The organism is Erythrobacter litoralis, assembly GCF_001719165.1.
Lineage (GTDB): Bacteria > Pseudomonadota > Alphaproteobacteria > Sphingomonadales > Sphingomonadaceae > Erythrobacter > Erythrobacter litoralis.
Window position 1 is genome coordinate 2,328,541 of the sequence record NZ_CP017057.1, and the last position, 20,157, is coordinate 2,348,697.

General features: G+C 65.8%; 21 protein-coding genes. 9 read left to right on the plus strand and 12 right to left on the minus strand.

Annotated features, from left to right (window positions below; translation table 11 throughout):
• Positions 1 to 21: 21 nt before the first annotated feature.
• The 6 genes from Ga0102493_RS11135 to Ga0102493_RS16480 all read right to left on the minus strand — a co-directional run bounded on the left by Ga0102493_RS11135 (position 22) and on the right by Ga0102493_RS16480 (position 5,138).
• The gene (locus Ga0102493_RS11135; RefSeq protein WP_069297524.1) at positions 22 to 1,548 is read right to left on the minus strand and encodes a tetratricopeptide repeat protein; all 1,527 of its coding nucleotides are present in this window, start codon (positions 1,546 to 1,548) and stop codon (positions 22 to 24) included.
• 54 nt (positions 1,549 to 1,602) lie between these two features.
• Positions 1,603 to 1,995: a hypothetical protein gene (locus tag Ga0102493_RS11140; RefSeq protein WP_051697446.1), complete on the minus strand. Its 393-nt coding sequence runs from the start codon at positions 1,993 to 1,995 to the stop codon at positions 1,603 to 1,605.
• A 1-nt stretch (position 1,996) separates the two neighbouring features.
• Complete coding sequence (locus Ga0102493_RS11145) at positions 1,997 to 3,496, minus strand: NAD(P)(+) transhydrogenase (Re/Si-specific) subunit beta (RefSeq protein ID WP_081845489.1); 1,500 nt, start codon at positions 3,494 to 3,496, stop codon at positions 1,997 to 1,999.
• 2 nt (positions 3,497 to 3,498) lie between these two features.
• The gene (locus Ga0102493_RS11150) at positions 3,499 to 3,780 is read right to left on the minus strand and encodes an NAD(P) transhydrogenase subunit alpha part 2 (RefSeq protein ID WP_034900499.1); all 282 of its coding nucleotides are present in this window, start codon (positions 3,778 to 3,780) and stop codon (positions 3,499 to 3,501) included.
• An 86-nt stretch (positions 3,781 to 3,866) separates the two neighbouring features.
• Entirely contained in the window at positions 3,867 to 4,979 is a 1,113-nt protein-coding gene (locus Ga0102493_RS11155) for an NAD(P) transhydrogenase subunit alpha (RefSeq protein WP_034900498.1), read from the minus strand.
• 36 nt (positions 4,980 to 5,015) lie between these two features.
• A complete protein-coding gene (locus Ga0102493_RS16480; protein ID WP_257784818.1) occupies positions 5,016 to 5,138 on the minus strand; it encodes a hypothetical protein in 123 nt (40 codons plus the stop codon).
• Positions 5,139 to 5,510: 372 nt separating this feature from the next.
• Here Ga0102493_RS16480 and Ga0102493_RS11160 point away from each other — a divergent pair, with 372 nt between their 5' ends.
• Positions 5,511 to 6,905 carry a sigma-54-dependent transcriptional regulator gene (locus Ga0102493_RS11160; protein WP_034900542.1) on the plus strand — a complete coding sequence of 465 codons (1,395 nt, stop codon included), beginning with the start codon at positions 5,511 to 5,513 and terminating at the stop codon, positions 6,903 to 6,905.
• A 45-nt stretch (positions 6,906 to 6,950) separates the two neighbouring features.
• Positions 6,951 to 7,715 carry an SDR family NAD(P)-dependent oxidoreductase gene (locus Ga0102493_RS11165; RefSeq protein WP_034900497.1) on the plus strand — a complete coding sequence of 255 codons (765 nt, stop codon included), beginning with the start codon at positions 6,951 to 6,953 and terminating at the stop codon, positions 7,713 to 7,715.
• 5 nt (positions 7,716 to 7,720) lie between these two features.
• Here the strand turns inward: Ga0102493_RS11165 and Ga0102493_RS11170 are convergent, their stop codons facing one another.
• The 4 genes from Ga0102493_RS11170 to Ga0102493_RS11185 all read right to left on the minus strand — a co-directional run bounded on the left by Ga0102493_RS11170 (position 7,721) and on the right by Ga0102493_RS11185 (position 12,267).
• On the minus strand, positions 7,721 to 8,878 hold the full coding sequence (locus tag Ga0102493_RS11170) for an alkaline phosphatase D family protein (protein ID WP_034900541.1): 1,158 nt from the start codon (positions 8,876 to 8,878) through the stop codon (positions 7,721 to 7,723).
• 81 nt (positions 8,879 to 8,959) lie between these two features.
• Positions 8,960 to 10,087 carry a dihydropteroate synthase gene (gene folP / locus Ga0102493_RS11175; RefSeq protein WP_034900495.1) on the minus strand — a complete coding sequence of 376 codons (1,128 nt, stop codon included), beginning with the start codon at positions 10,085 to 10,087 and terminating at the stop codon, positions 8,960 to 8,962.
• 138 nt (positions 10,088 to 10,225) lie between these two features.
• Positions 10,226 to 11,005: an outer membrane protein gene (locus tag Ga0102493_RS11180; protein ID WP_034900494.1), complete on the minus strand. Its 780-nt coding sequence runs from the start codon at positions 11,003 to 11,005 to the stop codon at positions 10,226 to 10,228.
• A gap of 182 nt (positions 11,006 to 11,187) precedes the next feature.
• Positions 11,188 to 12,267, minus strand: a complete 1,080-nt coding sequence (locus Ga0102493_RS11185) for a site-specific DNA-methyltransferase (RefSeq protein WP_174544540.1) — start codon at positions 12,265 to 12,267, stop codon at positions 11,188 to 11,190.
• A 326-nt stretch (positions 12,268 to 12,593) separates the two neighbouring features.
• On the opposite strand from Ga0102493_RS11185, the gene Ga0102493_RS11190 reads away from it, so the two are divergent.
• Entirely contained in the window at positions 12,594 to 13,316 is a 723-nt protein-coding gene (locus Ga0102493_RS11190) for a sulfotransferase family protein (protein ID WP_034900490.1), read from the plus strand.
• On the opposite strand, the gene Ga0102493_RS11195 is transcribed toward Ga0102493_RS11190, so the two are convergent.
• Both Ga0102493_RS11195 and Ga0102493_RS11200 read right to left on the minus strand, forming a co-directional pair.
• A complete protein-coding gene (locus Ga0102493_RS11195) occupies positions 13,313 to 14,236 on the minus strand; it encodes a calcium/sodium antiporter (RefSeq protein ID WP_034900488.1) in 924 nt (307 codons plus the stop codon). The two genes, Ga0102493_RS11190 and Ga0102493_RS11195, sit on opposite strands and share 4 nt — an antisense overlap.
• Positions 14,237 to 14,266: 30 nt before the next feature.
• Positions 14,267 to 14,875: a ribonuclease HII gene (locus Ga0102493_RS11200; RefSeq protein ID WP_034900486.1), complete on the minus strand. Its 609-nt coding sequence runs from the start codon at positions 14,873 to 14,875 to the stop codon at positions 14,267 to 14,269.
• 25 nt (positions 14,876 to 14,900) lie between these two features.
• Between Ga0102493_RS11200 and Ga0102493_RS11205 the strand changes: the two genes are divergently transcribed.
• From Ga0102493_RS11205 to Ga0102493_RS11230, 6 genes are all read left to right on the plus strand, one after another.
• Positions 14,901 to 16,070: a PQQ-dependent sugar dehydrogenase gene (locus Ga0102493_RS11205; protein WP_034900485.1), complete on the plus strand. Its 1,170-nt coding sequence runs from the start codon at positions 14,901 to 14,903 to the stop codon at positions 16,068 to 16,070.
• A gap of 13 nt (positions 16,071 to 16,083) precedes the next feature.
• The gene (locus tag Ga0102493_RS11210; protein WP_034900483.1) at positions 16,084 to 16,635 is read left to right on the plus strand and encodes a GNAT family N-acetyltransferase; all 552 of its coding nucleotides are present in this window, start codon (positions 16,084 to 16,086) and stop codon (positions 16,633 to 16,635) included.
• A 124-nt stretch (positions 16,636 to 16,759) separates the two neighbouring features.
• Positions 16,760 to 17,308: a DUF1285 domain-containing protein gene (locus Ga0102493_RS11215; protein WP_034900482.1), complete on the plus strand. Its 549-nt coding sequence runs from the start codon at positions 16,760 to 16,762 to the stop codon at positions 17,306 to 17,308.
• Between the two features lie 8 nt (positions 17,309 to 17,316).
• Entirely contained in the window at positions 17,317 to 17,931 is a 615-nt protein-coding gene (locus Ga0102493_RS11220; protein ID WP_034900480.1) for a CoA pyrophosphatase, read from the plus strand.
• A 99-nt stretch (positions 17,932 to 18,030) separates the two neighbouring features.
• On the plus strand, positions 18,031 to 19,203 hold the full coding sequence (locus tag Ga0102493_RS11225) for a CCA tRNA nucleotidyltransferase (protein WP_034900479.1): 1,173 nt from the start codon (positions 18,031 to 18,033) through the stop codon (positions 19,201 to 19,203).
• A 263-nt stretch (positions 19,204 to 19,466) separates the two neighbouring features.
• Positions 19,467 to 20,039 carry a hypothetical protein gene (locus tag Ga0102493_RS11230; protein WP_034900477.1) on the plus strand — a complete coding sequence of 191 codons (573 nt, stop codon included), beginning with the start codon at positions 19,467 to 19,469 and terminating at the stop codon, positions 20,037 to 20,039.
• The last annotated feature ends 118 nt before the right edge of the window (positions 20,040 to 20,157 follow it).

Sequence of the window (20,157 nt, forward strand, 5' to 3'; positions counted from 1 at the left end):
GGGCAGCGATGACAAGGCGTATCAATCGCTTGTCGCTGCCTCGAGACCTTTCAGCGAACCCAGCCGACCCGGCGCGAATTCGAGCGAGCGGCGGAACGCCTCGGCGGCTTCTTCGCGTCGCCCGCGCGCAAGCAGTTCCTCGCCCAGCACTTCGTAGCTCGGTTTGGCGATCATCGGCGGGCCGAAGACGACGGGCAGCGCGGCTTCCGCTTCTGCCGCCGCGCGAAGGGCCGCCAGGCCTGCTTGCGTATCGCCCGATGCAAGCATCACGATAGCCTCGCCCTGCGCGATCCCGCGCTCGTTCCACGGGCCAAGGCCCGTCTCGTTCGGCAGTTCGCCGGGAAGCGCGGCCGCGATCCGATCGTGCACGCGCCGCATGTCCGCAAGAGCCCGCGCAGCGCCGTGCGCATCCCCGCGCGCCTGCAGGAGCCGCGCATTGGCCATCAGGAATTGCGGGCGCAGAAACTGGTCCTCGGGCCAGTCGAGCGCGTCCGCCCAATATCCGCTCGTCGTACCGGCATAGAGCGCGATCCTCGCGAAGCTTGTCGCCGCCGAACGCGGAGCGATCGTCGTTGCGGGACGACGATCGGCCGCGAGTTCCTTTCCGGCCTGCTCCCGGCACGCCTCGACCCGGCCGCTGACGTCCTTGCCCTGCTGCGCCTGAGCGTAGACCAGCCATTCATTGTAATGTCCGCAATGGTACTGCCCCCACCCCTTGGCGGCGAATTCGCGGTCGACCACGGCAGCGGCCTTCACATTGGCCTCCTCGGACGCCTCCCAATCGGCGAGCGCGTGGAAGATGTGGCTCACCATGTGCTGGGCATGCCCCGCATCGGGCGCGACCGTCGCGTAGCGTTCGGCCATGCGCTCGCCAAGCGGGGCGTGGATGGGATCGTCATAGGAATGAATGAGGTAGTGGAGGATGCCCGGATGCTGCTGGTGCGTCATGAAGCCCGGTTCGAGAATGCCCGCTGCCTCCATGTAGATCGGCACCTGCCGCCCGCCATGCGATGAGCCGAGCACGGCAAGCCCGGTAAAGGCGCGCACATCGATGTCGTCCGGATAGTCTGCCAGCATGGCGCGCATCCTGGATAGATAGGCGAGGTCGCGCTCCTCCTTTGTCCCCTCTTCGCCATAGAGCGTCTCGACCGCATCGAGCCATGCCGCCTCGCGCGGGGACCGGGCCTTCGCCGCTCGGGCCTGTGCGGTCGGCGCGAGCCGGGCGAGGATGGCGCGCGCCGCGTCGCGGCCCTGCTCTTCCCACAAGGGGTGGTTGTGCGTCATCGCCTCGCCCCAATAGGCCATGGCGAAATCCGGATCGGCCTCCTGCGCCTTGCGGAAGTCGGCGGCGGCGCGCCCGTATTCGAAATTGTGGAGGAGCGCGAGGCCGCGCAGGAAATGCGCCTCTGCCGCCTCGCTGGTTTCCGCCTCGAAGACCATGAATTCGGTCCCGACACGATCGCCGATCGGGTCGGCGGTCTCGGCATGGGCCGCGCCCGGTACGGCGGCGCAGGCGAGCAAGGCGGCGGCGAGTGTATGTCGGATCATGGTGGTCCCTCCGTATGCGTCAGTCTGCGCGAGGGACCGGGCCGAGGCAAGGCTTCAGAAGCGCTCGCGCAGCAATTCCATCCCGCAGCCCGCCGCCGTGGTCGCGAGCGTCTCGACCGCTTCGGGATCGTCGACCCGCCGGAGCCGGTCCAGTGCATCGCGGACCGAACGCGGCACGGCGGTCTCGCCCGCTTCGGGCGCGAGGCGTTCGAGCCTGCGCAATTGCTGGATCGTGAGCCGGTCGACGAGACGCCCACCCATGCATTGGGCCATGGGCTCGGGCATGCCATTCGCGACGAGCGCATCCTCGACCCGCTCGGCGGTCACCTGTTCGAGCAGACCGTCGTCGCGCAGGACGAACCACGCCCCGGCGGCGATGATGATGATGGCGAGGAGGATCGCGACGAGGCGCCCGGGGCGTGCTCCCTCTCCTCCCTCGCCCGTCATGTCAGTCCAGCGCCTTGACGATTTCCTCGACCATCTTCTTCGCGTCCGACAGCAGCATGGTCGTCTGGTTCATGTAGAACACGTCGTTGTCGACCCCGGCATAACCGACGCCGCCCATCGAACGCTTGATGAAGAAGACCTGCTTGGCCTTGTCCACGTCGAATACCGGCATGCCGTAGATCGGTGAGGACTTGTCGGTCTTGGCCGCCGGGTTCACGACATCGTTCGCGCCGATGATGAAGGCGACGTCGCAGTTGGCGAATTCGGAATTGATGTCCTCCAGTTCGAACACTTTGTCATAATCGACGCTCGCCTCGGCGAGCAGGACGTTCATGTGGCCCGGCATGCGGCCCGCGACCGGGTGGATCGCATATTTGACCTCGACGCCCTTTTCCTCGAGCAGTTCGGCCATTTCGCGCAGCGCGTGCTGCGCCTGCGCCACCGCCATGCCGTAGCCGGGGATGATGATGACCTTTTCCGCCTGTTCGAGCATGAAGGCGGCATCGTCGGCGCTGCCCTGCTTGTAGGGGCGCTGTTCGCGCGCTTCACCGCTGCCGCCGCCGCTGTCGTCCGCACCGAAACCGCCTGCGATGACCGAGATGAAGCTGCGATTCATCGCCCGGCACATGATGTAGGAGAGGATCGCGCCCGACGACCCAACCAGAGCGCCGGTGATGATCATCGCGGTATTGCCGAGGGTGAAGCCCATCGCCGCCGCGGCCCAGCCCGAATAGGAGTTCAGCATCGAGACCACGACCGGCATGTCCGCCCCGCCGATCGGGATGATCAGCAGGAATCCGATGAGAAAGGCGAGAGCGGCGATCACGAGGATCATCCAGCCTTCGCCCGCAGCGCCTTCGGGTGAGACGGCATAAAGCCCGATCAGCACGAGAATGGCGACGAGCGTGCCCAGATTGATGAAGTGCCGCGCGGGAAGCAGGATCGGCGACCCGCTCATCCGGCCGGACAGTTTCAGGAAGGCGATGACCGAGCCCGAGAATGTGATCGCCCCGATCGCGATGCCGAGGCCGAGTTCGATCCTGCTGACGACCAGGATCTGATCGTTCGGATCGAGGATCCCGAAAGCCCCGGGATTGAGCCATGCCGCGAAACCGACCAGCACCGCGGCCATGCCGACAAGGCTGTGAAAGCCCGCGACCAATTCGGGCATCGCGGTCATGGCGATGCGCCGCGCGATGACGAAGCCGATCGCGCCGCCGATGGCGATGGCGATCACGATCTCGACGATGTTTGCAAGGTCATGGGTGACGAGGGTGGTCGCGACCGCGATCACCATCCCGATCATGCCGTTGCGGTTGCCCGCCCGGCTGGTCGAGGGATGCGAAAGCCCGCGCAGCGCGAGGATGAAGAAAACGCCCGCGACGAGATAGGCGAGCGGAACCCATGCGGGCACGCCCTCGGCCGCGGTGGCGGCATGGGCGGGAGCAGCAGCGAACGCGGCGAGAGCGGCGACACCGAAGGAGGAAAGCAGGCGACCCATCCTCACTTCTCCTTCTTCTTGTACATGGCGAGCATGCGCTCGGTCACGGCGAAGCCGCCGAAGATGTTGACGCTCGCCAAGACCACGCCCGCAAGGCCAAGATATTTGGCAAGATCGCTCCCCGCTTCGGCGCTCGCGATCAGCGCGCCGACCACGATCACCGAGGAGATCGCGTTCGTCACCGCCATCAGCGGGGTGTGCAGCGCCGGGGTGACCGACCACACCACGTAATAGCCGACGAAGCACGCCAGCACGAAGATCGATAGGATTGAGATGAAGTCCATTGAGTTGCCCCTGTCCGGCACCTGGCCCGCTATTGTCTTCGATTGATCGGCCGCCCCGCACGATCCCGGCGGGGCGGGGTTGAGCTTTACCCCTTCAACCTCGCATTCACCACTTCGCCGCCCTTGGTCAGGCGGATCGCGTCGCCGATCTCCTCGTCGAGCATCGGTGCGCCCGCTTCCTTGTCCCAGAAGGCGGAGAGGAAGTTGAAATGGTTGCGCGCGAACAGCGCCGAGGCATCGGCGGGAAGGTGCGCGGGGGTATTCGAATAGCCCATGATCTTGACGCCGTGCTTCACGACCACCTCGTCGGGCTTCGAGCCTTCGACATTGCCGCCCTGCGCAACCGCGAGGTCGAAGATCACGCTGCCCGGCTTCATCGTCGCGATCTGCGCGTCGGTGACCAGCACCGGCGCCTTGCGCCCCGGGATGAGGGCCGTGGTGATGACGAGATCCTGCTTGGCGATGTGTTCGCTGACCAGTTCGGCCTGCTTCGCTTTCTGTTCGTCGGTCAGTTCGGCGGCATAGCCACCTTCGCCCGCTGCCTCGAGCCCCTCTGCGAAGATCGCCTTAGCGCCCAGCGAGGTGATCTGTTCGGCGGTTTCGGGCCGCACGTCGGTCGCCGAAACCTGCGCGCCGAGGCGCTTGGCGGTCGCGATCGCCTGGAGGCCTGCGACACCCACGCCCATGACGAAACAGCGCGCCGCCTGCACCGTGCCGGCCGCCGTCATCATCATCGGGAAGGCGCGGCCATATTCGTCCGCCGTCGCGAGCACCGCCTTGTATCCGGCGAGGTTCGACTGGCTGGAGAGCACGTCCATCGACTGCGCGCGGGTGATGCGCGGCATGAATTCCATCGACAGCGCCTCGAGCCCGGCCTTGGCGTAAGCCTCGACGCGGTCGTTCTGCTGGAACGGATCGAACAGCGCCGCGACCCACGCGCCCGGCTTTGCACCCGAAAGCAGCGCCACGTCGGGGGCCTGGACGCCAAGCACGATGTCCGCGCCTTTCACGCATCCGGCAGCATCGCCCAGAACCGCGCCGGCTTCGCCATAGGCCTCGTCCGTGATCGAGGCGGAGGCGCCCGCCCCCTTCTCAACGGCGACCTCGTTGCCGAGGCCGATGAACTTCTTCACCGTTTCCGGTGTCGCGGCGACTCGCGTTTCGCCCGCGGCGCGTTCTTTCAGGACTGCGATCTTCACTAATGCCCCCCAGAGATTTCGGCGATTTTCCCGGCTCTACCCGGCGATGAGCGAGACGACGAACAGGGTGATGAGGGCAATGACCGGGACAGCCCATTTGAGCGCGGTCATGAACGACTCATAGGTCGAGCGCGCCTTGTCCATGTCGTGCGTTGCCATTTGCAAAGTTTCCCCTTGAAGGTGCCTAACGATGATCGCGGCAAAAGGTTGCCGTGAAAAGTGATAGGCCCGGCGTTATCCGAGCCTGTGCCCGCGCTCAAGCCCGCGTCTCACTGATCGCCGCTTTCCAGCGCTCCATTGCGATCATCGTCGTCGTTCGAACAGGCTTAATCCAGTCTTTACCCACTGCTCTTAAGGCGGTTGGACGTTTCACCTCGGGACGGTCTTTCCGGGGCGATGAGGGAGCTCGAACGCGCGCCGATGTCGGAAAAGGTCATCCCGGATTCGGACGAACAGTCCGCAGCTGACGCCGACCGCTTGGATCCGGCCGCCGACACGGTGCGCGCGGATACCGAGGCACCGCGCCTCGTCATGCTGATCGACGACGAACCGGCGCAGAGCAGGCTGATTTCCGCAATCGCCGCGCGCAATGGCTGGCGCACGATCGTCGCGCCGGATGCGGAAACCGCGATCGCGACGCTCGGCACGCGCGAGGGGATGCAGCTTTCCGCGATCCTGCTCGACCAGTGGGTGCCGGGCGACGATGCCTGCGCGCTCATCGCCGCGCTGAAGGAGCGCCGCCCCGCTTTGCCGATCCTGATGCTGACCACCAGTGCCTCGCCCGTGCTCGCGGTCGAGGCGATGCGCGCGGGCGCGAGCGATTATCTGGTCAAGCCCGTCTCTCCCGACCGGCTCATGGAAGCGCTGCGCGCCGTGACCAAGCGCGAAAGCCAGCGCGATGAGCTCGCCCCCCTGACCGAGAAGATGGGTGCCAATCTCGATTTCGACGCGATGATCGGCACCGCGCCCGGTTTTCGCACCGCTCTCGCCCAGGCCGCCAAGGCCGCGCGCGGGCAAGGCCATGCGCTGATCGAGGGCGAAAGCGGGACTGGCAAGGAAATGCTGATCCGCGCGATGCATTCGGCAAGCCCGCGCACCAAGGAGGCGCTGAGGATCGTCAATGTCGCGAGCATTCCGCCCGGATCTCTCGAATCGGTCCTGTTCGGGCATGAACCCGGCGCCTTCCCCGGCGCCTTCGACCGCCAGATCGGTGCGCTTCAGCATTGCGACGGTGGCACTCTGGTCCTCGACGAGGTCGACCGCCTGCCCCGCCACGTCCAGCAGCGCCTTTGCGAAGCGCTGGAAAGCGGGATCGTGCGCCCGGTGGGGGCGAGCTATGGCTACCGGATCGACATGCGCCTGCTGGTCGCGTGCAACGTCTCCCTCGCCGCGCTGGTCGAGGAAGGAGCGTTCGACGCAGATCTTGCGCGGCGGCTGTCGGCAACCCGCATCGTGCTGCCTCCCCTTCGCGAACGCACGAGCGACATCCCCGCTCTCACGCGTCATTTCCTCGCCCGGATCGGCGAACAGCCCGGGCTCCTCCACCTGTCCGTCTCGGACAGCGCGCTGTCGCTGCTCGCGGCCTATGAATGGCCGGGCAATGTCCGCCAGCTGCAATCGGTGCTGTTCCGCGCCGCCGTCTATTGCGAGAGCGAGACGCTGACGGCGGAAAACTTTCCGCAATTGTCCGAAGTGGTCGGCGATCGCGGCGAAGCTCCGGCCCCTGCCTTCCACGAAGGCGCAGGCGTGATGCTCTATACCGAAGACGGCAATCTGCGCCCACTCGAGGAGATCGAGGCGGACGTGATCCGGCTTGCCATCGGGCATTATCGCGGGCGCATGACCGAGGTTGCGCGCCGGCTCGGCATCGGGCGCTCCACGCTCTATCGCAAGCTCTCGGACCTCGGCATCGATAACGCCGCCTGAACGGGCCGCTTGATCGCTACGCGCCTCCGCACTAGCGCCTCGGGCATGGACGACACACGACGGGATTTCGAGGGGCGCAGCGCGCTCGTGACCGGGGCCGCATCGGGCATCGGCGCGGCATGTGCGCAGGCGCTCGCCGCGCGCGGGGCTGCGAAGCTGTTCCTGAACGACATCGACGCCGGAGGGTTGGACGGGCTAGCTCTCGGCCGATCCGAAGTTGTGCCGATCATCGGTAGCGTCGCCGACCCGCTGCTCTGGGCTGATCTCGAAGAAGACCTCGCCGGGCTCGACCACGCGATCGTCAATGCCGGAATCGGCGCGGGCGGAGCGCTCATGGAGCTTGACCTCGCGGCCTGGCGGCGGGTCATGGAAGTCAATCTCGACGGGTCCTTCCTCACGCTTTCCACCGCGATGCGGGCGATGCGCGGAAAAGGCGGAAGCGCAGTGGTCATCTCCTCGACCACCGGCCTCAAGCCCGTTCCTGGCATCGGCCCCTATGGCGTGTCGAAAGCCGCCGTCGCCCACATGGCGCGCATCGCCGCGGTTGAGGGCGCGGCGCAGAATATCCGCGTCAACGCGATCGCGCCGGGCGGCGTCGACACCGCGATCTGGGATTCCTCCGAGGACTTCAAGCGCTCGGTCGAGGCGCATGGGCGCGAGGCGACCCTGAAGGCGATGGCGAAGACCACGCCTTCGGGCCGGTTCGCGAGTTCCGCGGAAATGGCCGAGACGATCCTGTTCCTCCTGAGCGACGCCGCCGCCAACGTCACGGGTCACGTGATGGTATCGGACGGCGGCTACACGCTCTAGGCTGGCTACCAGCTTACCGTCCGGCTCACGCGCTCCTCGCCCTGGTTCCCGCGCAGGGTCATGGTGAATGTGCGGCCAGCCCAGTCGATATCGACCAGCCCGAAATTCTCCTCCGAGATGAAATCGGTGAGCCGTTTCGGATCGGGTTCGCGCGCAGTATTGCTCGCCGTGTTATTGAAGGCGAGGTTGAGCGAGGAACTGGTCAGCTCCCAAAGCTGCTCGCCGCCGGTCTCATCCGGCGTATCGGTGTAGATCCCCCCCGCGTGCCGGTCGCCCGAAAGCAGCACCAGCCCGCTTTCCTCGCGCCCTGCAAGCAGGCGATATAGCTTGGCGCGTTCAAGCGGCAGGTTCTCCCACGCCTCGTAGTCATGCGCATCGGTCAGCACCTGGATCGAGCTCGCCACGATCCGGAAATTGGCCGGTTTCGCGAGCTCCGCCTCGAGCCATTTCCACTGCTGTTCGCCCAGCATGGTCTTGTCGGGGTCGGTGCTCGGCACATAGGGGCCGAGCGGCGGGCGGGTCTCCGAATAGGGCATTGCCTCGAGATCGGAGCGGAAGAAGCGGGTGTCGAGCAGGATGATCTGCGTGCGCCGACCCTCTTCGCCCACGATGCGCGAGTCGTAGATCCCGGGGCGCGAGCGGACCTCCTCGGTGGAGCCCCAGAAAGTCTCGAAAAGCGTTTCCGACCAGCGCCGCGGAGTGAAGCTCGCACCCGCATCGTTGAAGCCGTAATCGTGGTCGTCCCACGCAGCCATCATCGGCACGGCCTTGCGGAAGGTGGCCAGTTCGGGCGTTTCGGCCTGCTTAGCATAGGCGGCCCGCAAGGATCCTAGCGCGGCGTCGCCTTCCCAGCCATTGTCGCCGTAATTATTGTCGCCGATGAACAGGAAAAGCTGCGGGTCCGCCGCCGCGATCTTCGCCCACATGTGCTGCGAGCGGCTCTGGTGGTTGCAGCTGCCCACCCCGATCCGGGTCAGCACCGTATCCTCAGCCAGCCCCGCCCCGGCAGGCGCGACCGGCAGGTCGAGTTCGCGTTCGAGCTTGGCGTAATAGGGCGCGAGCATGTCCTCGGCCGCAAGCTCCACCTCCGGATTGGCCGAAAGCGGGGCGATGGAGGCGATTGCGGCGGTTCCGACCGCGGCGAGAAGCAGGGGAAGGCGCATGGCGTGTTCCTTGTCATGAATGTAGGGAAAGGGTGCTTGCCCGGGCTCCATGACGCAATTGCGACAGCGCGCAATGGGCTTTCAGGAAAGCGGAGGCAACTGGCTGAAATCGGTCAATGCCGCGTCCCGCAGCCCGCGCCATACATTGCGCGCCTGAACCGTTTCTGCGACGTCGTGGACGCGCAGGATGTGCACGCCTGCCTCCATCGCCCTGACCGCGAGCGCGATAGACCCGGCGAGCCGGTCCTTCGGGCCTTCCTCATTGGAGAGCGCGCCGATCATGCGCTTGCGGCTGACGCCCACCAGGATGGGCGAGCCGAGCGCGTGGAAAAGTGGGAAGGCATTGAGGAGAGCGAGATTGTCGGCGAGCGATTTGCCAAAGCCGATGCCTGGATCGAGTACGATGTTCCCCTCGGCGATGCCGCCCGCGATCGCCTTGTCGCGGGCGAGCCGGAGAAAATCGAACACCTCGCTCACCACGTCTTCGTAACCTCCGCCACTGTGCAAATCCTCGCCGGTGCCGGGCGCGTGCATCAGCACAACCGGGCAGCCATAGGATTCGATCACCTCGCTGCTGCGCGGATCGTAGCGCAGGGCCGAGACATCGTTGGCGATATGCGCGCCTGCCGCGAGCGCCTGTTCGATCACGCCCGCACGGCGCGAATCGACGCTGATCGCGGCGCCCATAGCCGCGCAATAACGCACTGCGGGCACGACTCGCTCGATCTCCTCGGTCTCGAACGTCGCCTCCGCACCCGGACGGGTGCTTTCCCCACCGATATCGATGATCGCCGCGCCGGCTTCAAGCATGGCGGCAGCGTGGGCGCGGCCCTCGTCCTCCTTGTCGTGATAGGCCCCGCCATCGCTGAAACTGTCGGGCGTGACGTTGAGTACACCCATGACCTGCGGCTGGTCGAGCCGGATGACCCGTTCGTCCGCCCGGATCGGGGCATGGACTCGCGCGAGATTGGCCCATTGACGGCGCGCTTCGACCTCTTCGAGCGGACCGAGCCCATCGAGGGCGCGCTCGGCCTCGGCGACGCTGAAGACGCGCCGATCGATCACCCGGCCGTCCTCGCGCAGGACAAGCGCGAACCGGCTCGCATAGGCCATCGAACCGCCTAGCCGGATCGCGCCCGGCCCGTGCTCGCCGGCTTCGGCCTGGGGGCCAGAGGCGAGCGTGATGGGGTAAAGATAGACGTCAGCCATGGCGCGGGCTTTAGCCGCTCGGCACGGACGTGGACAGCCCTGCGCGCGCGACTTTGCACTGTCGCATAAGACCCACAAAAAGGGGGCCGCCCGGCGGTGCGGACAGCCCCTCTTAGGATTGTACGGAGAGCCGCGGCGTTAGAAGCCGAAGCGCAGGCCGGCCGAAACGACAGACTGGGAACTTTCGACCCCAAGCGTCGCGGGGACGAGGTTGAGCGGGATGTCCGCGTCCTCGAAGCTGCCGCGATAAGTGTACTGGCCAAACAGATCGACGGTATCGGTCAGCTTGAAGCTCGCTCCAGCCATCAGCTGATAGGCGAAAACCCCGTCATCGTCATTGCCGACATCTACACCCGATGGGACGTATTCAACGTCGACCCACTGGTATCCCAGACCGGCACCGACATAGGGCTTGAAAGCGCTGCCGGTCTCGATGTCGTAGAAGACGTTTCCGAAAAGGCCGAAATTGGTGACTTCACCCTGCCCGTCCGCAATGACCGCACCGACTGTCGGATTGGCCGAATCGGGCGCGCCGCGAGTGAGGACGGCAACATCGACGCCATCGATGTTCGCGCCGCCCACCGTCAGACCCGAGTGGGTATCGACATCATACTGTGTGTACGCGCCTTCGAGTTCGACCCTCAACCCGCTGTCGAAAGCGTAGCCGACCTGTCCGCCGATTGCGAAGCCGTTGTCGAATTCGGTGTCCCAGCCAAGCGTCGTGCCGGCCGGGATCTCGTCAAAATCATCGGTGGCGGGAACGGCGCTGTTGAATTCGCCCGCATTGCTGCTGTCCTCGGGGAGCGCGATGCCGCCCGAAACGCCGACATAGGGTCCTTCCGCCTGCGCGGCAGCGGGGACCAGCGCGAGGGCGACTGCCGCAGCGGGAACGGCGGTGAACCTGGTGATGCTTGTCATTGGTTTCCTCTCATCATTGATGCGCCGCATGGGATCGAGGGGGCCGATCCGACGGCAGCACACAGTAACGGATGGAAACGCTGAACGGACGCTGTCACTTGCGATGAGATGTTGTCACACGGCGGCAGACCGTTTTTACGGCTCGTTTGTCATTACGTATGAACGAAAAAGGAGCGCTTGGTTCAATCCTCCGCAGCAAGCAGGTAAAGCTGGCGCGCAGCATCGATGGGTACGATCTCGTGGCCTTTCTCGTAATGCCAGAAGCTCCAACCATTGCATGACGGCGCGCCCTGTAGGTCCTTGCCAAGGCCATGGATCGAGCCGACCTGCCCTTTGCAATCGAGCGACCCATCGGCCCGGACGATCGCGACCCAGCGATGTTTCTTGTCGAACACCTTCGTACCGGGCGCGATCAATCCGGTTTCCACCAACGTCCCGAAGGCGACCCGGGGCGCGGATTTCTTGGACTGCATGGTCTCGAGCGCGCTCTCGTCGAGCGGCAATTCCTTTTCGATCCGTTTCAGAGCGATCTCGCGATAGAGGCTCTCGCGCTCGCAGCCGATCCAGTTCCGGCCAAGGCGTTTGGCCACCGCCCCGGTCGTGCCGGTGCCGAAGAACGGATCGAGCACGACATCGCCCTTCTCCGTTGTGGCAAGCAGCACGCGGTAGAGCAGCGCCTCGGGCTTCTGCGTGGGATGCGCCTTCTTGCCGTTTTCCTTGAGCCGTTCCCCCCCGGCGCAAATCGGGATCACCCAGTCGCTGCGCATCTGGAGCTCGTCATTGAGGGTCTTCATCGCGCGGTAATTGAAGCGGTAGCGCGCTTTCTCGCCCATGCTCGCCCAGATCAGCGTTTCGTGCGCATTGGTGAAGCGGGTGCCCTTGAAGTTCGGCATCGGATTGGTCTTGCGCCAGATAATGTCATTGAGGATCCAAAAGCCCGTATCCTGGAGGATCGCGCCGACGCGGTAGATGTTGTGATAAGATCCGATCACCCACAGCGATCCGTCGGGCTTGAGCACACGACGCGCCTCGGTCAGCCAGGCGCGGGTGAAATCGTCATAGGCGCGGAAACTGTCGAACCGGTCCCACTCGTCCGTCACCGCATCAACATGGCTCCCGTCCGGGCGGCTGAGACCGCCGCCGAGCTGAAGATTGTAGGGCGGGTCCGCGAAGACGCAATCGATCGAACTGTCGGGCAGTGAGCGCATCGCCTCAATGCAGTCGCCGGCGAGGATCGTGCCTAGCGGCAGATCGGCGCGCATTGCCTCGCGGGCCTTTTGACCCGTTTTCGCGCGCATTCTCGCCGTCTCGATCACGCCCAATTTTCGTCTCCCCGGTGCCTTGGATGCAGAGTTATCCACAGGCATGAGTCCAAGCGGACTCCCCGTCAACCCGGTAAATCCTGCGCGATCATGGTTAAGGAAAAGTGAGCTGCTGAGAACGAAACGGGACCGCCACAAGATATGGAGTCCGCACCTGCGGCAGGGACTCCAGATGGGGTGGTGTTGCGGAAAGGACTCGGCCCCCTGGCCAAGACATGGCAGGAGGGCAGGAGGACGGGTCGGTTCGAAATGAGGGGATTTGAACCATGACGCTTGAAGTCATTGCGGCCGGCCTCGGCCGGAACGCCACGCTGTCGATGAAATTCGCGCTCGAGAAGCTCGGCTTCGGGCCGTGCCACCACATGACCGAGGTCTTCGCCGACGGGCGGCGGCAGGTGCCGCTATGGATTGAGGCCGCTCGCGGCAATCCCGACTGGGATGCGATCTTCGACGGTTTCCGCGCGTGCAGCGACTATCCCTCGGCCGGCTACTGGCGCGAACTCGCGGCCCATTGCCCGAACGCAAAAGTCGTGCTGACGACGCGCGATCCCGACAGCTGGTTCGAATCGGTGAGCGAGACGATCTTCTCGCCGATGATGCAGGCTAGCCTCGTGGGAACGCCGATGGGCGAGATGATGGAGAGGGTGATCTTTGGCCATTTCGGCGGCGGCGACATCACCGACCGCGCCTTCATGACCGACTGGTATGCGCGGCGGAACCAAGAGGTGATCGACACCCTGCCGGCGGACCGGCTGCTCGTCTTCCACCCCAAATTGGGCTGGGAGCCGCTCTGCGCCTTTCTCGGTGTCGCGGTGCCCGAGGTCCGCTTCCCGCGCGTCAACAGCCGCGACGAACTGGGCGCGGCGGCCGAGGCCGAAGGCGGGATGCCGAGCGATCCCGACGCCGCCGAACGCTGGGCGCGCGAATATCTCGAACAATTGGCGGCCAAGGCATTCGCCCCCGCGGCCACGAGCAGCACCGCAGCCTAGCTGAAGACCAGCACCACGTTCCCGGCGAAAGCCGCGACCAGAAGCGCGCCCAGGAGACGCCCGATCCGCTTCGCGCGCCACAACAGCGCGAGCAGGACCACGGCGCTCGCGGTGAGCAGCGCCATCTGCACCCCGGCGAGCTCGGCGGGAAGCGGGAACGGAGCGATGCTCATGGTCGCCCCGCCGATCAGAAGGATGTTGTAGATGTTCGATCCCACCACATTGCCCAGCGCAAGGCCCGCCTTGCCGCGTAGCGCAGCGGCGATCGATGCGGCCAGTTCGGGCAGTGACGTGCCGACCGCGACCACGGTCAGCCCGATCACGGTCTCGGGCACTTCCAGGATCGTCGCCAGTTCGATCGCTCCGTAGACGAGCGCATTACCGCCCGCGACGAGGATGCCGAGCCCGCCCAAGAAAAGCAGCATGGCGAGCCATGTTCGAACCGGTGCCGCGTCGACCTCGCTGTCAGGCGGCGAATTTCCCGGATGGCGGTAGCGCCAAACGATGTAGGCGATGATCCCCGCCAGGAAGGCGAACCCGATCCAGCGCGCGCCGAGCCCCGACAGTACGAGCGCCCACAGGACCAGCGTGAGACCGAGCGCCGTCACCGCGTCGCGCCGCCCGGTGCCGATCAACACGATCGGCGCGACCAGCGCGGAAATGCCGAGGATCAGCAGCGTGTTCGCAAGGTTGGAGCCGACTATGTTGCCCCAGGCGATCTCGGGCGAGCCCGAGAGGGCAGCCTGCACGCTCGCGACCATTTCGGGCATCGAAGTCGCGAAACCAACGATGACAAGTCCGGTGAAGAGGGTCGACACGCCCAGCTTCTGCGCGATCCCGACGGCCCCGCGCACCAGCAGTTCGCCGCCGACTGCAAGCCCCACGAGCCCTACGATTGAATAGACAGTGGCCTCGATCATGAGAACGGGCGCCTAGCCCAATCTGAGTGCCTAGAGAAGGTTTGCCTGCGCGACCGGCGCAAAGGATCGTCGGTGAAGCGGGCTCGGACCATGAAGGCGCAACGCCTCGCGGTGTTCGGCCGTTCCATAGCCCTTGTTGCGCTCCCATCCATAGGCCGGGTGTCGCTTCGCAGCCTCGATCATCAGCCGGTCGCGCCATTCCTTCGCGATGATCGAGGCGGCGCTGATGCAAGGCTCGATCGCATCCCCGCCGACGATCGGGCGGGCGGGCCAGTTCCATCCGGAGCAGCGGCCATGGGGCGTCATATTGCCGTCGATCAGCACCTCGCGCGGCGCATGCTCCACCGCGGCGCACAATTGCGCGACGCAGCGGGTCATCGCCTCCATGGTCGCCATGAAGATATTGATCCGGTCGATCTCCTCGGGTTCCACCACCGCCACTTCCCAGAGGCAATGCGCGCGGATCACATGATCGAGTTCGGCCCGGCGTGCCGGCACAAGTTTCTTGGAATCGTCGAGCCCTGTCGGTATCGGCTCGCACAGCACCACCGCGGCCGCGACGACCGGCCCGGCAAGCGGCCCGCGTCCGGCCTCATCCACGCCGATGACGATATCGGTCGCAACGTTCTCGGCACGCATGCAGTTTTGGGGAGTTATCGTATCCATGAAATGCCTGAACCCAATCGCCGTCGCATTGTCTCTCCCCGCGCTCGCTCTCGCAAGCTGCGCGCAGGCGGATTCCGGGGATAGCGCCGTCCAGACCGCCGGCGAAAGCGGGGAACGCCCCTTCACGAGCGAAGTCATGGCGGTGTTCGAGGAACCGTGGGCAATCGAATTCGCGCCGGGTACGGGCGTTCTGTTCGTGACCGAGCAGGGCGGCAGCCTCAAGGTCATGGACACTGCGACAGGCGAGATCGGCACCGTCTCGGGCGTGCCGGCGGTCGATTACGGCGGCCAGGGCGGACTGGGCGACATCGCCTTCCTGCCGGGCGAGGCCGACACGAACCTCACCGGCCGCACGATCTACCTCTCCTTCGCCGAAGCGGGCGAAGGCGATACGCGCGGTGCGGCGCTGGGCCGGGGCAAGCTCGATTGCAACGCGACCGACAATTGCTCGATCCAGGGCTTCGAGGTGATCTGGAGGCAGGCGCCGAAAGTGACGGGGCGCGGTCACTATTCGCACCGCATCCAGGTTTCGCCCGATGGCCGGCATCTCTTCGTCGCGAGCGGCGACCGGCAGAAGCAGACGCCTGCGCAGGACCTCTCGAACACGCTCGGCACGATCGTGCGGCTGAATCTCGACGGCACGCCCGCCGAAGGCAATCCCCTCGCGGACCGCGAAGGCGTGCCGGACGAAACCTGGTCGTGGGGCCATCGCAACATCCTCGGCATGGATTTCGACGCCGAAGGCCGCTTGTGGGAAACGGAGCACGGTCCGAAGGGCGGCGATGAACTCAACTTGGTCGAACGCGGCGCCAATTACGGCTGGCCGGAGCGCTCCTTCGGCATCAATTACAACGGATCGCCGATCCCCGATCACAGTCCGGATGACGGCTTCGCCAAGCCGGAAGTCCATTGGACCCCCGTCATCGCGCCGGGCGACATGATCATCCATTCCGGCGAGATGTTCGAAGGCTGGCGGGGAGATGCGCTCATCGCCGGGCTGAAGACCAAGGCGATCATCCACGTGACGCTCGAAGGTGATACGGCGCGCGAGACCGCCCGCTACGACATGGGCAGCCGTCTGCGATCGATCGAGGAAGGCCCCGACGGCGCGGTCTGGATCGCCGAAGACGGCGAAGATGGCCGGTTGCTGAAGCTCACCCCGCGCTGATCGGCATCATCGAATGACCGGCGAAAGCGCCACCTTGATCCCGCTTTCCGCGGTCCCGCCCGCCATGGTCGAGGACCTGCTCGACCGTGCCTTCGGCGAGGGCCGCCATGCGCGCACCGCCTATCGCATAAGGGCGGGCATGGAGGCGCTCGACGCGCTCAGCTTCGCAGCGCTCGACGAGGAGGAAATGCTGGTCGCGACGATACAGTGCTGGCCCGTCGCGCTCGTCACGCCCGACGGCCGGCCGGTGCCGCTCGTCATGGTGGGGCCGGTCGCGGTCCTGCCCGAACGGCAGGGCGAGGGTTTCGGCAAGGGGTTGATGGCGGCGATGCTCAACGCCGAGGCAAGGCTCGCCGGCGGGACCGGGGCAAGCTTCCCGCAGGTCCTGATCGGCGATGAGGACTATTACGGCCGCTGGGGCTTCACGAACGCGCATACGAAAGGCTGGCGCTGCTCCGGCCCCTATGAACAGGAACGGCTGCTCGCACGCGGCGCGGCGCTTGCCGCGATGCCGGCGGAGGGGATGCTTGGGCCGTGGCCCGGACAGGCGCGCGACACCGACTAGGAAGCGGCTGACCGGAGGTGCAACCGCCGCAAGCACCAGGGAAAACGCGCCTGCGAATGGGAGCGAGCGAACGAAGGACTCCCCTTCACGGGAACGCGCCGATCTGGCAACGCATTTCCCCATCATGCCTTACGAACCTCCCCCCTACCTCGCCGAACTCACCCTCGCCGAAATCGCCGATCAGGTTGCCTCCCGCAAGATCCCGCCGGTCGAAAACTGGGCGCCCGAAAAACTCGGCGAGAGCGAGATGCGTATCGCCGCCGACGGGACCTGGTATCACGAAGGCGGTCCGATAACCCGGCCCGCAATGGTGCGCGCCTTTTCGGGGCTGCTTACCCGCGACAGTACCGGCCAGCACTGGCTCATGACCCCGTTCGAGAAGCTGGCGATCGAGGTCGACGATGCCGCCTTCATTGCGGTCGACTGCGCGCTCAAGGAGGGCGAGATCGCCTTCCGCCTCAACACCGACGAACTGGTCGTGGCCGGGCCCGACAATCCGCTGCGCGCCGCGGGCGATCCGGAAACCCCTGCGCTCTACCTGATGGTGCGGCGCGGCTGCGAGGCGCGGCTCAACCGCTCGACCTATACCCAGCTTGCCGAAATCGCGCTCGAGACGAATGGCGATGAATGGATCGTCTCGAGCCAGGGCGCGATCTTCTCGCTGGTGCCCTGAAGCGCACCATGGGGGATCTTTTCGAGCGGCTTTCCACGAGCCTCGCGCGGGGGCACGAGCGCCCCGTGAACGACCTTCTTTCCGATGCCCGCTTCGCCACCGGCGATCCGACGCCGGCCGCCGTCCTCATCGCCGTGACCGACCGCGAGGAGCCCGGCGTCGTCCTCACCCAGCGCCCGCGCGGAATGCGCGATCATCCGGGCCAGGTGGCCTTTCCCGGCGGCAAGCTCGACCCGGGCGAGGACGCGGTCACCGCCGCCCTGCGCGAGGCGGAGGAAGAACTCGCCATGCCGCGCGAGGCGGTGCGCGTGATCGGGGAGACGGACCTCTACCAGACCGGGACGGGCTTCATCGTCACCCCCGTTCTCGCCGTCATCCCGCCCGACCTGCCGCTCGTTCCGCATCCCAGCGAGGTCGAGGCGTGGTTCGAAGCGCCGCTCGCCCTTCTGCTCGATGAAAGCGCGTGGACAATCAACGAGGTGTTCTGGCGCGGAGCGACGCGGCGCTATCTCGAGATGGATTATTCGGGCTTCCGCATCTGGGGGGTGACCGCCGCGATCATCGCCAATCTCGCCCGGCGGATCGCGGCAGCGGAGGTCCTGCCGGATGCCGGGCGCGCGTGATCCTGAGGACAAGCTTGTGAGGCGCGCACATATTTTTGTAACGCAACGTGAAGATGACAGGAGGCGGACCGCGATCGGTCCGGCGCGGAAACGGACCCGGTGAACCATACTCTCGAACATGCCGACTGGACCAAGCGAGCGGGCCTCGCGGCGCTGACGCGCGCGCTCGGTGCAGAGAACATCCGCTGGGTCGGCGGGGCGGTGCGCGACGGATTGCTGGGGGTTGCCGTGCACGATGTCGATTGTGCGACAGTGCTCGTTCCTGAAACGGTGATCGAGCGCTGCGCCGCGGCCGGGATCAGGACCGTGCCGACAGGGATCGAGCATGGCACGGTCACAGCGCTGCTCGAGGATGGCCCGGTCGAGGTGACCACCCTGCGCCACGACGTCTCGACCGACGGGCGCCGCGCGACGATTCGCTATGCCAGCGACTGGCAGGAAGACGCGGCGCGGCGCGATTTCACGATCAATGCGCTCTATGCCCATCCGCTGACGCTCGAGATCGACGATTTCTTCGGCGGCTTTGACGATCTGCGCGCACGGCGCGTGCGCTTCATCGGGGAACCGCGCGAGCGCATCGCCGAGGATCACCTGCGGATCCTGCGCTATTACCGGTTCCAGGCGCGTTTCGGCGCGGAACTGGACGAGGCGGCGGAGAATGCCTGCGCCGAGATGGCCGCGACGCTCAAGGGGCTCAGCCGCGAGCGGATCGCGAACGAGCTGCTCGCCCTTCTCGCCCTGCCCGACCCGCACCGGACGGTCGAGCGGATGCAGCGGCGCAGCGTTCTCGGCGTGATCCTGCCTGAAGCATGCACCGTTCACGTCGCGGCACTCGCGCGGCTGATCGCGGCCGAGCGCAACCAGGGCTTCGCGCCGGAACCGCTGCGCCGGCTGGCCGCGCTGCTGCCGCCCTCGCCCGATGTGGCCGAAACGGTCGCCGCACGGCTGCGCCTGTCCAAGGCGCAGCGCGCGCGGATCGTCAATGCGGCCGAACGCGCCGATCACGATGCCGATCGCATTCACGCCCTCGCCTATCGCACGGGCACGCATTTCGCGATCGACCGGCTGCTCCTGTCTGGCGAGGATGCTCGCCCGATCGCGGCCTGGGAGCCACCTGTCTTCCCACTAAAGGGCGGCGAAATCGTCGCCCAGGGTGTTGCCGCGGGGCCGCAAGTTGCAAAAATTCTTCAATCGGTCGAGCGACGCTGGATTGCGGAGGATTTTCCGGATGCTGCGCGGGTGCGTCAGATCCTTGCCGAGGAAATCGGTTAAGCGATTGAAAACGCGTTCAGCGCCGCTTCATGCCCGTGAGGTCAAAAGCGTTACCGGGTCGATCGTGTTGTCACACACGTCGTTTTTCCCTAGGGAACCGCTTGCGCGTTTTGCACATTTAGCTTTCGCGCGCATCCATTCGCACCTGGCTCGGTCCGGGGCTTCGCTGCCCTGATCCCTCCCGCTTGGTGCCGCGTGTCCGGCCCGCGTCGCCCGCTCCTTGCGGCGGCGTCTCGATGAACTGAAGAACGGAGTAATCTCAGATGAAACTTGCCAAGCTGGCTTTCCTGGCCACCGCCATGGCGGCGACCCCGATCGCGGCTTCCGCGCAGGACGTGGGCGATACGATCTACGGCAATGACGGCAACCCGATCGGCACGGTCACCGTGACCGACGAAGGCACCGTCACGGTCGACACCGGCACCTACAAGGCGCCCCTGCCGCGCGGCGCAATCGCCGAACGCGCGATCAACGATGCGGGCGACATGGGTTTCCGCGTCGAAGCGACGAAGCAGCAGATCGACGGCATGATGGCGCAGCAGGTCGCGCAGGCGAAGGCCGCCGAGGAAGCGCGCAAGGCCGAACTCGCCAAGGCCGAAGCCGAAGCGATGGCTAAGCTCGCCGAACTTCTCGTCGTGGGCGCGCCGATCGTGACTGCCGACGAACAGCCGCTCGGGCTTGTCGAGACGATCGAGAACGAAGGCGAAGTCATCGTCGTCAAGGTCGAGGAAGAACTGATCAGCCTGCCGCGCAACCTGATGTGGGTCGACGAGGAAGGCACGATCATGGCGCGCGCCAACTATTCCGACATCATGGCTGCCGCACACGGCGGCTGAGCCTGACCTTTCGTACCGTTTGGTCGGATGAAGAAGGGCCGGCAGGAGCAATCCTGCCGGCCCTTTTCGGTTGGCGGGTTCGCGAGAAGCGCTGACCGGCTGCAGCAGCCGCAAAACC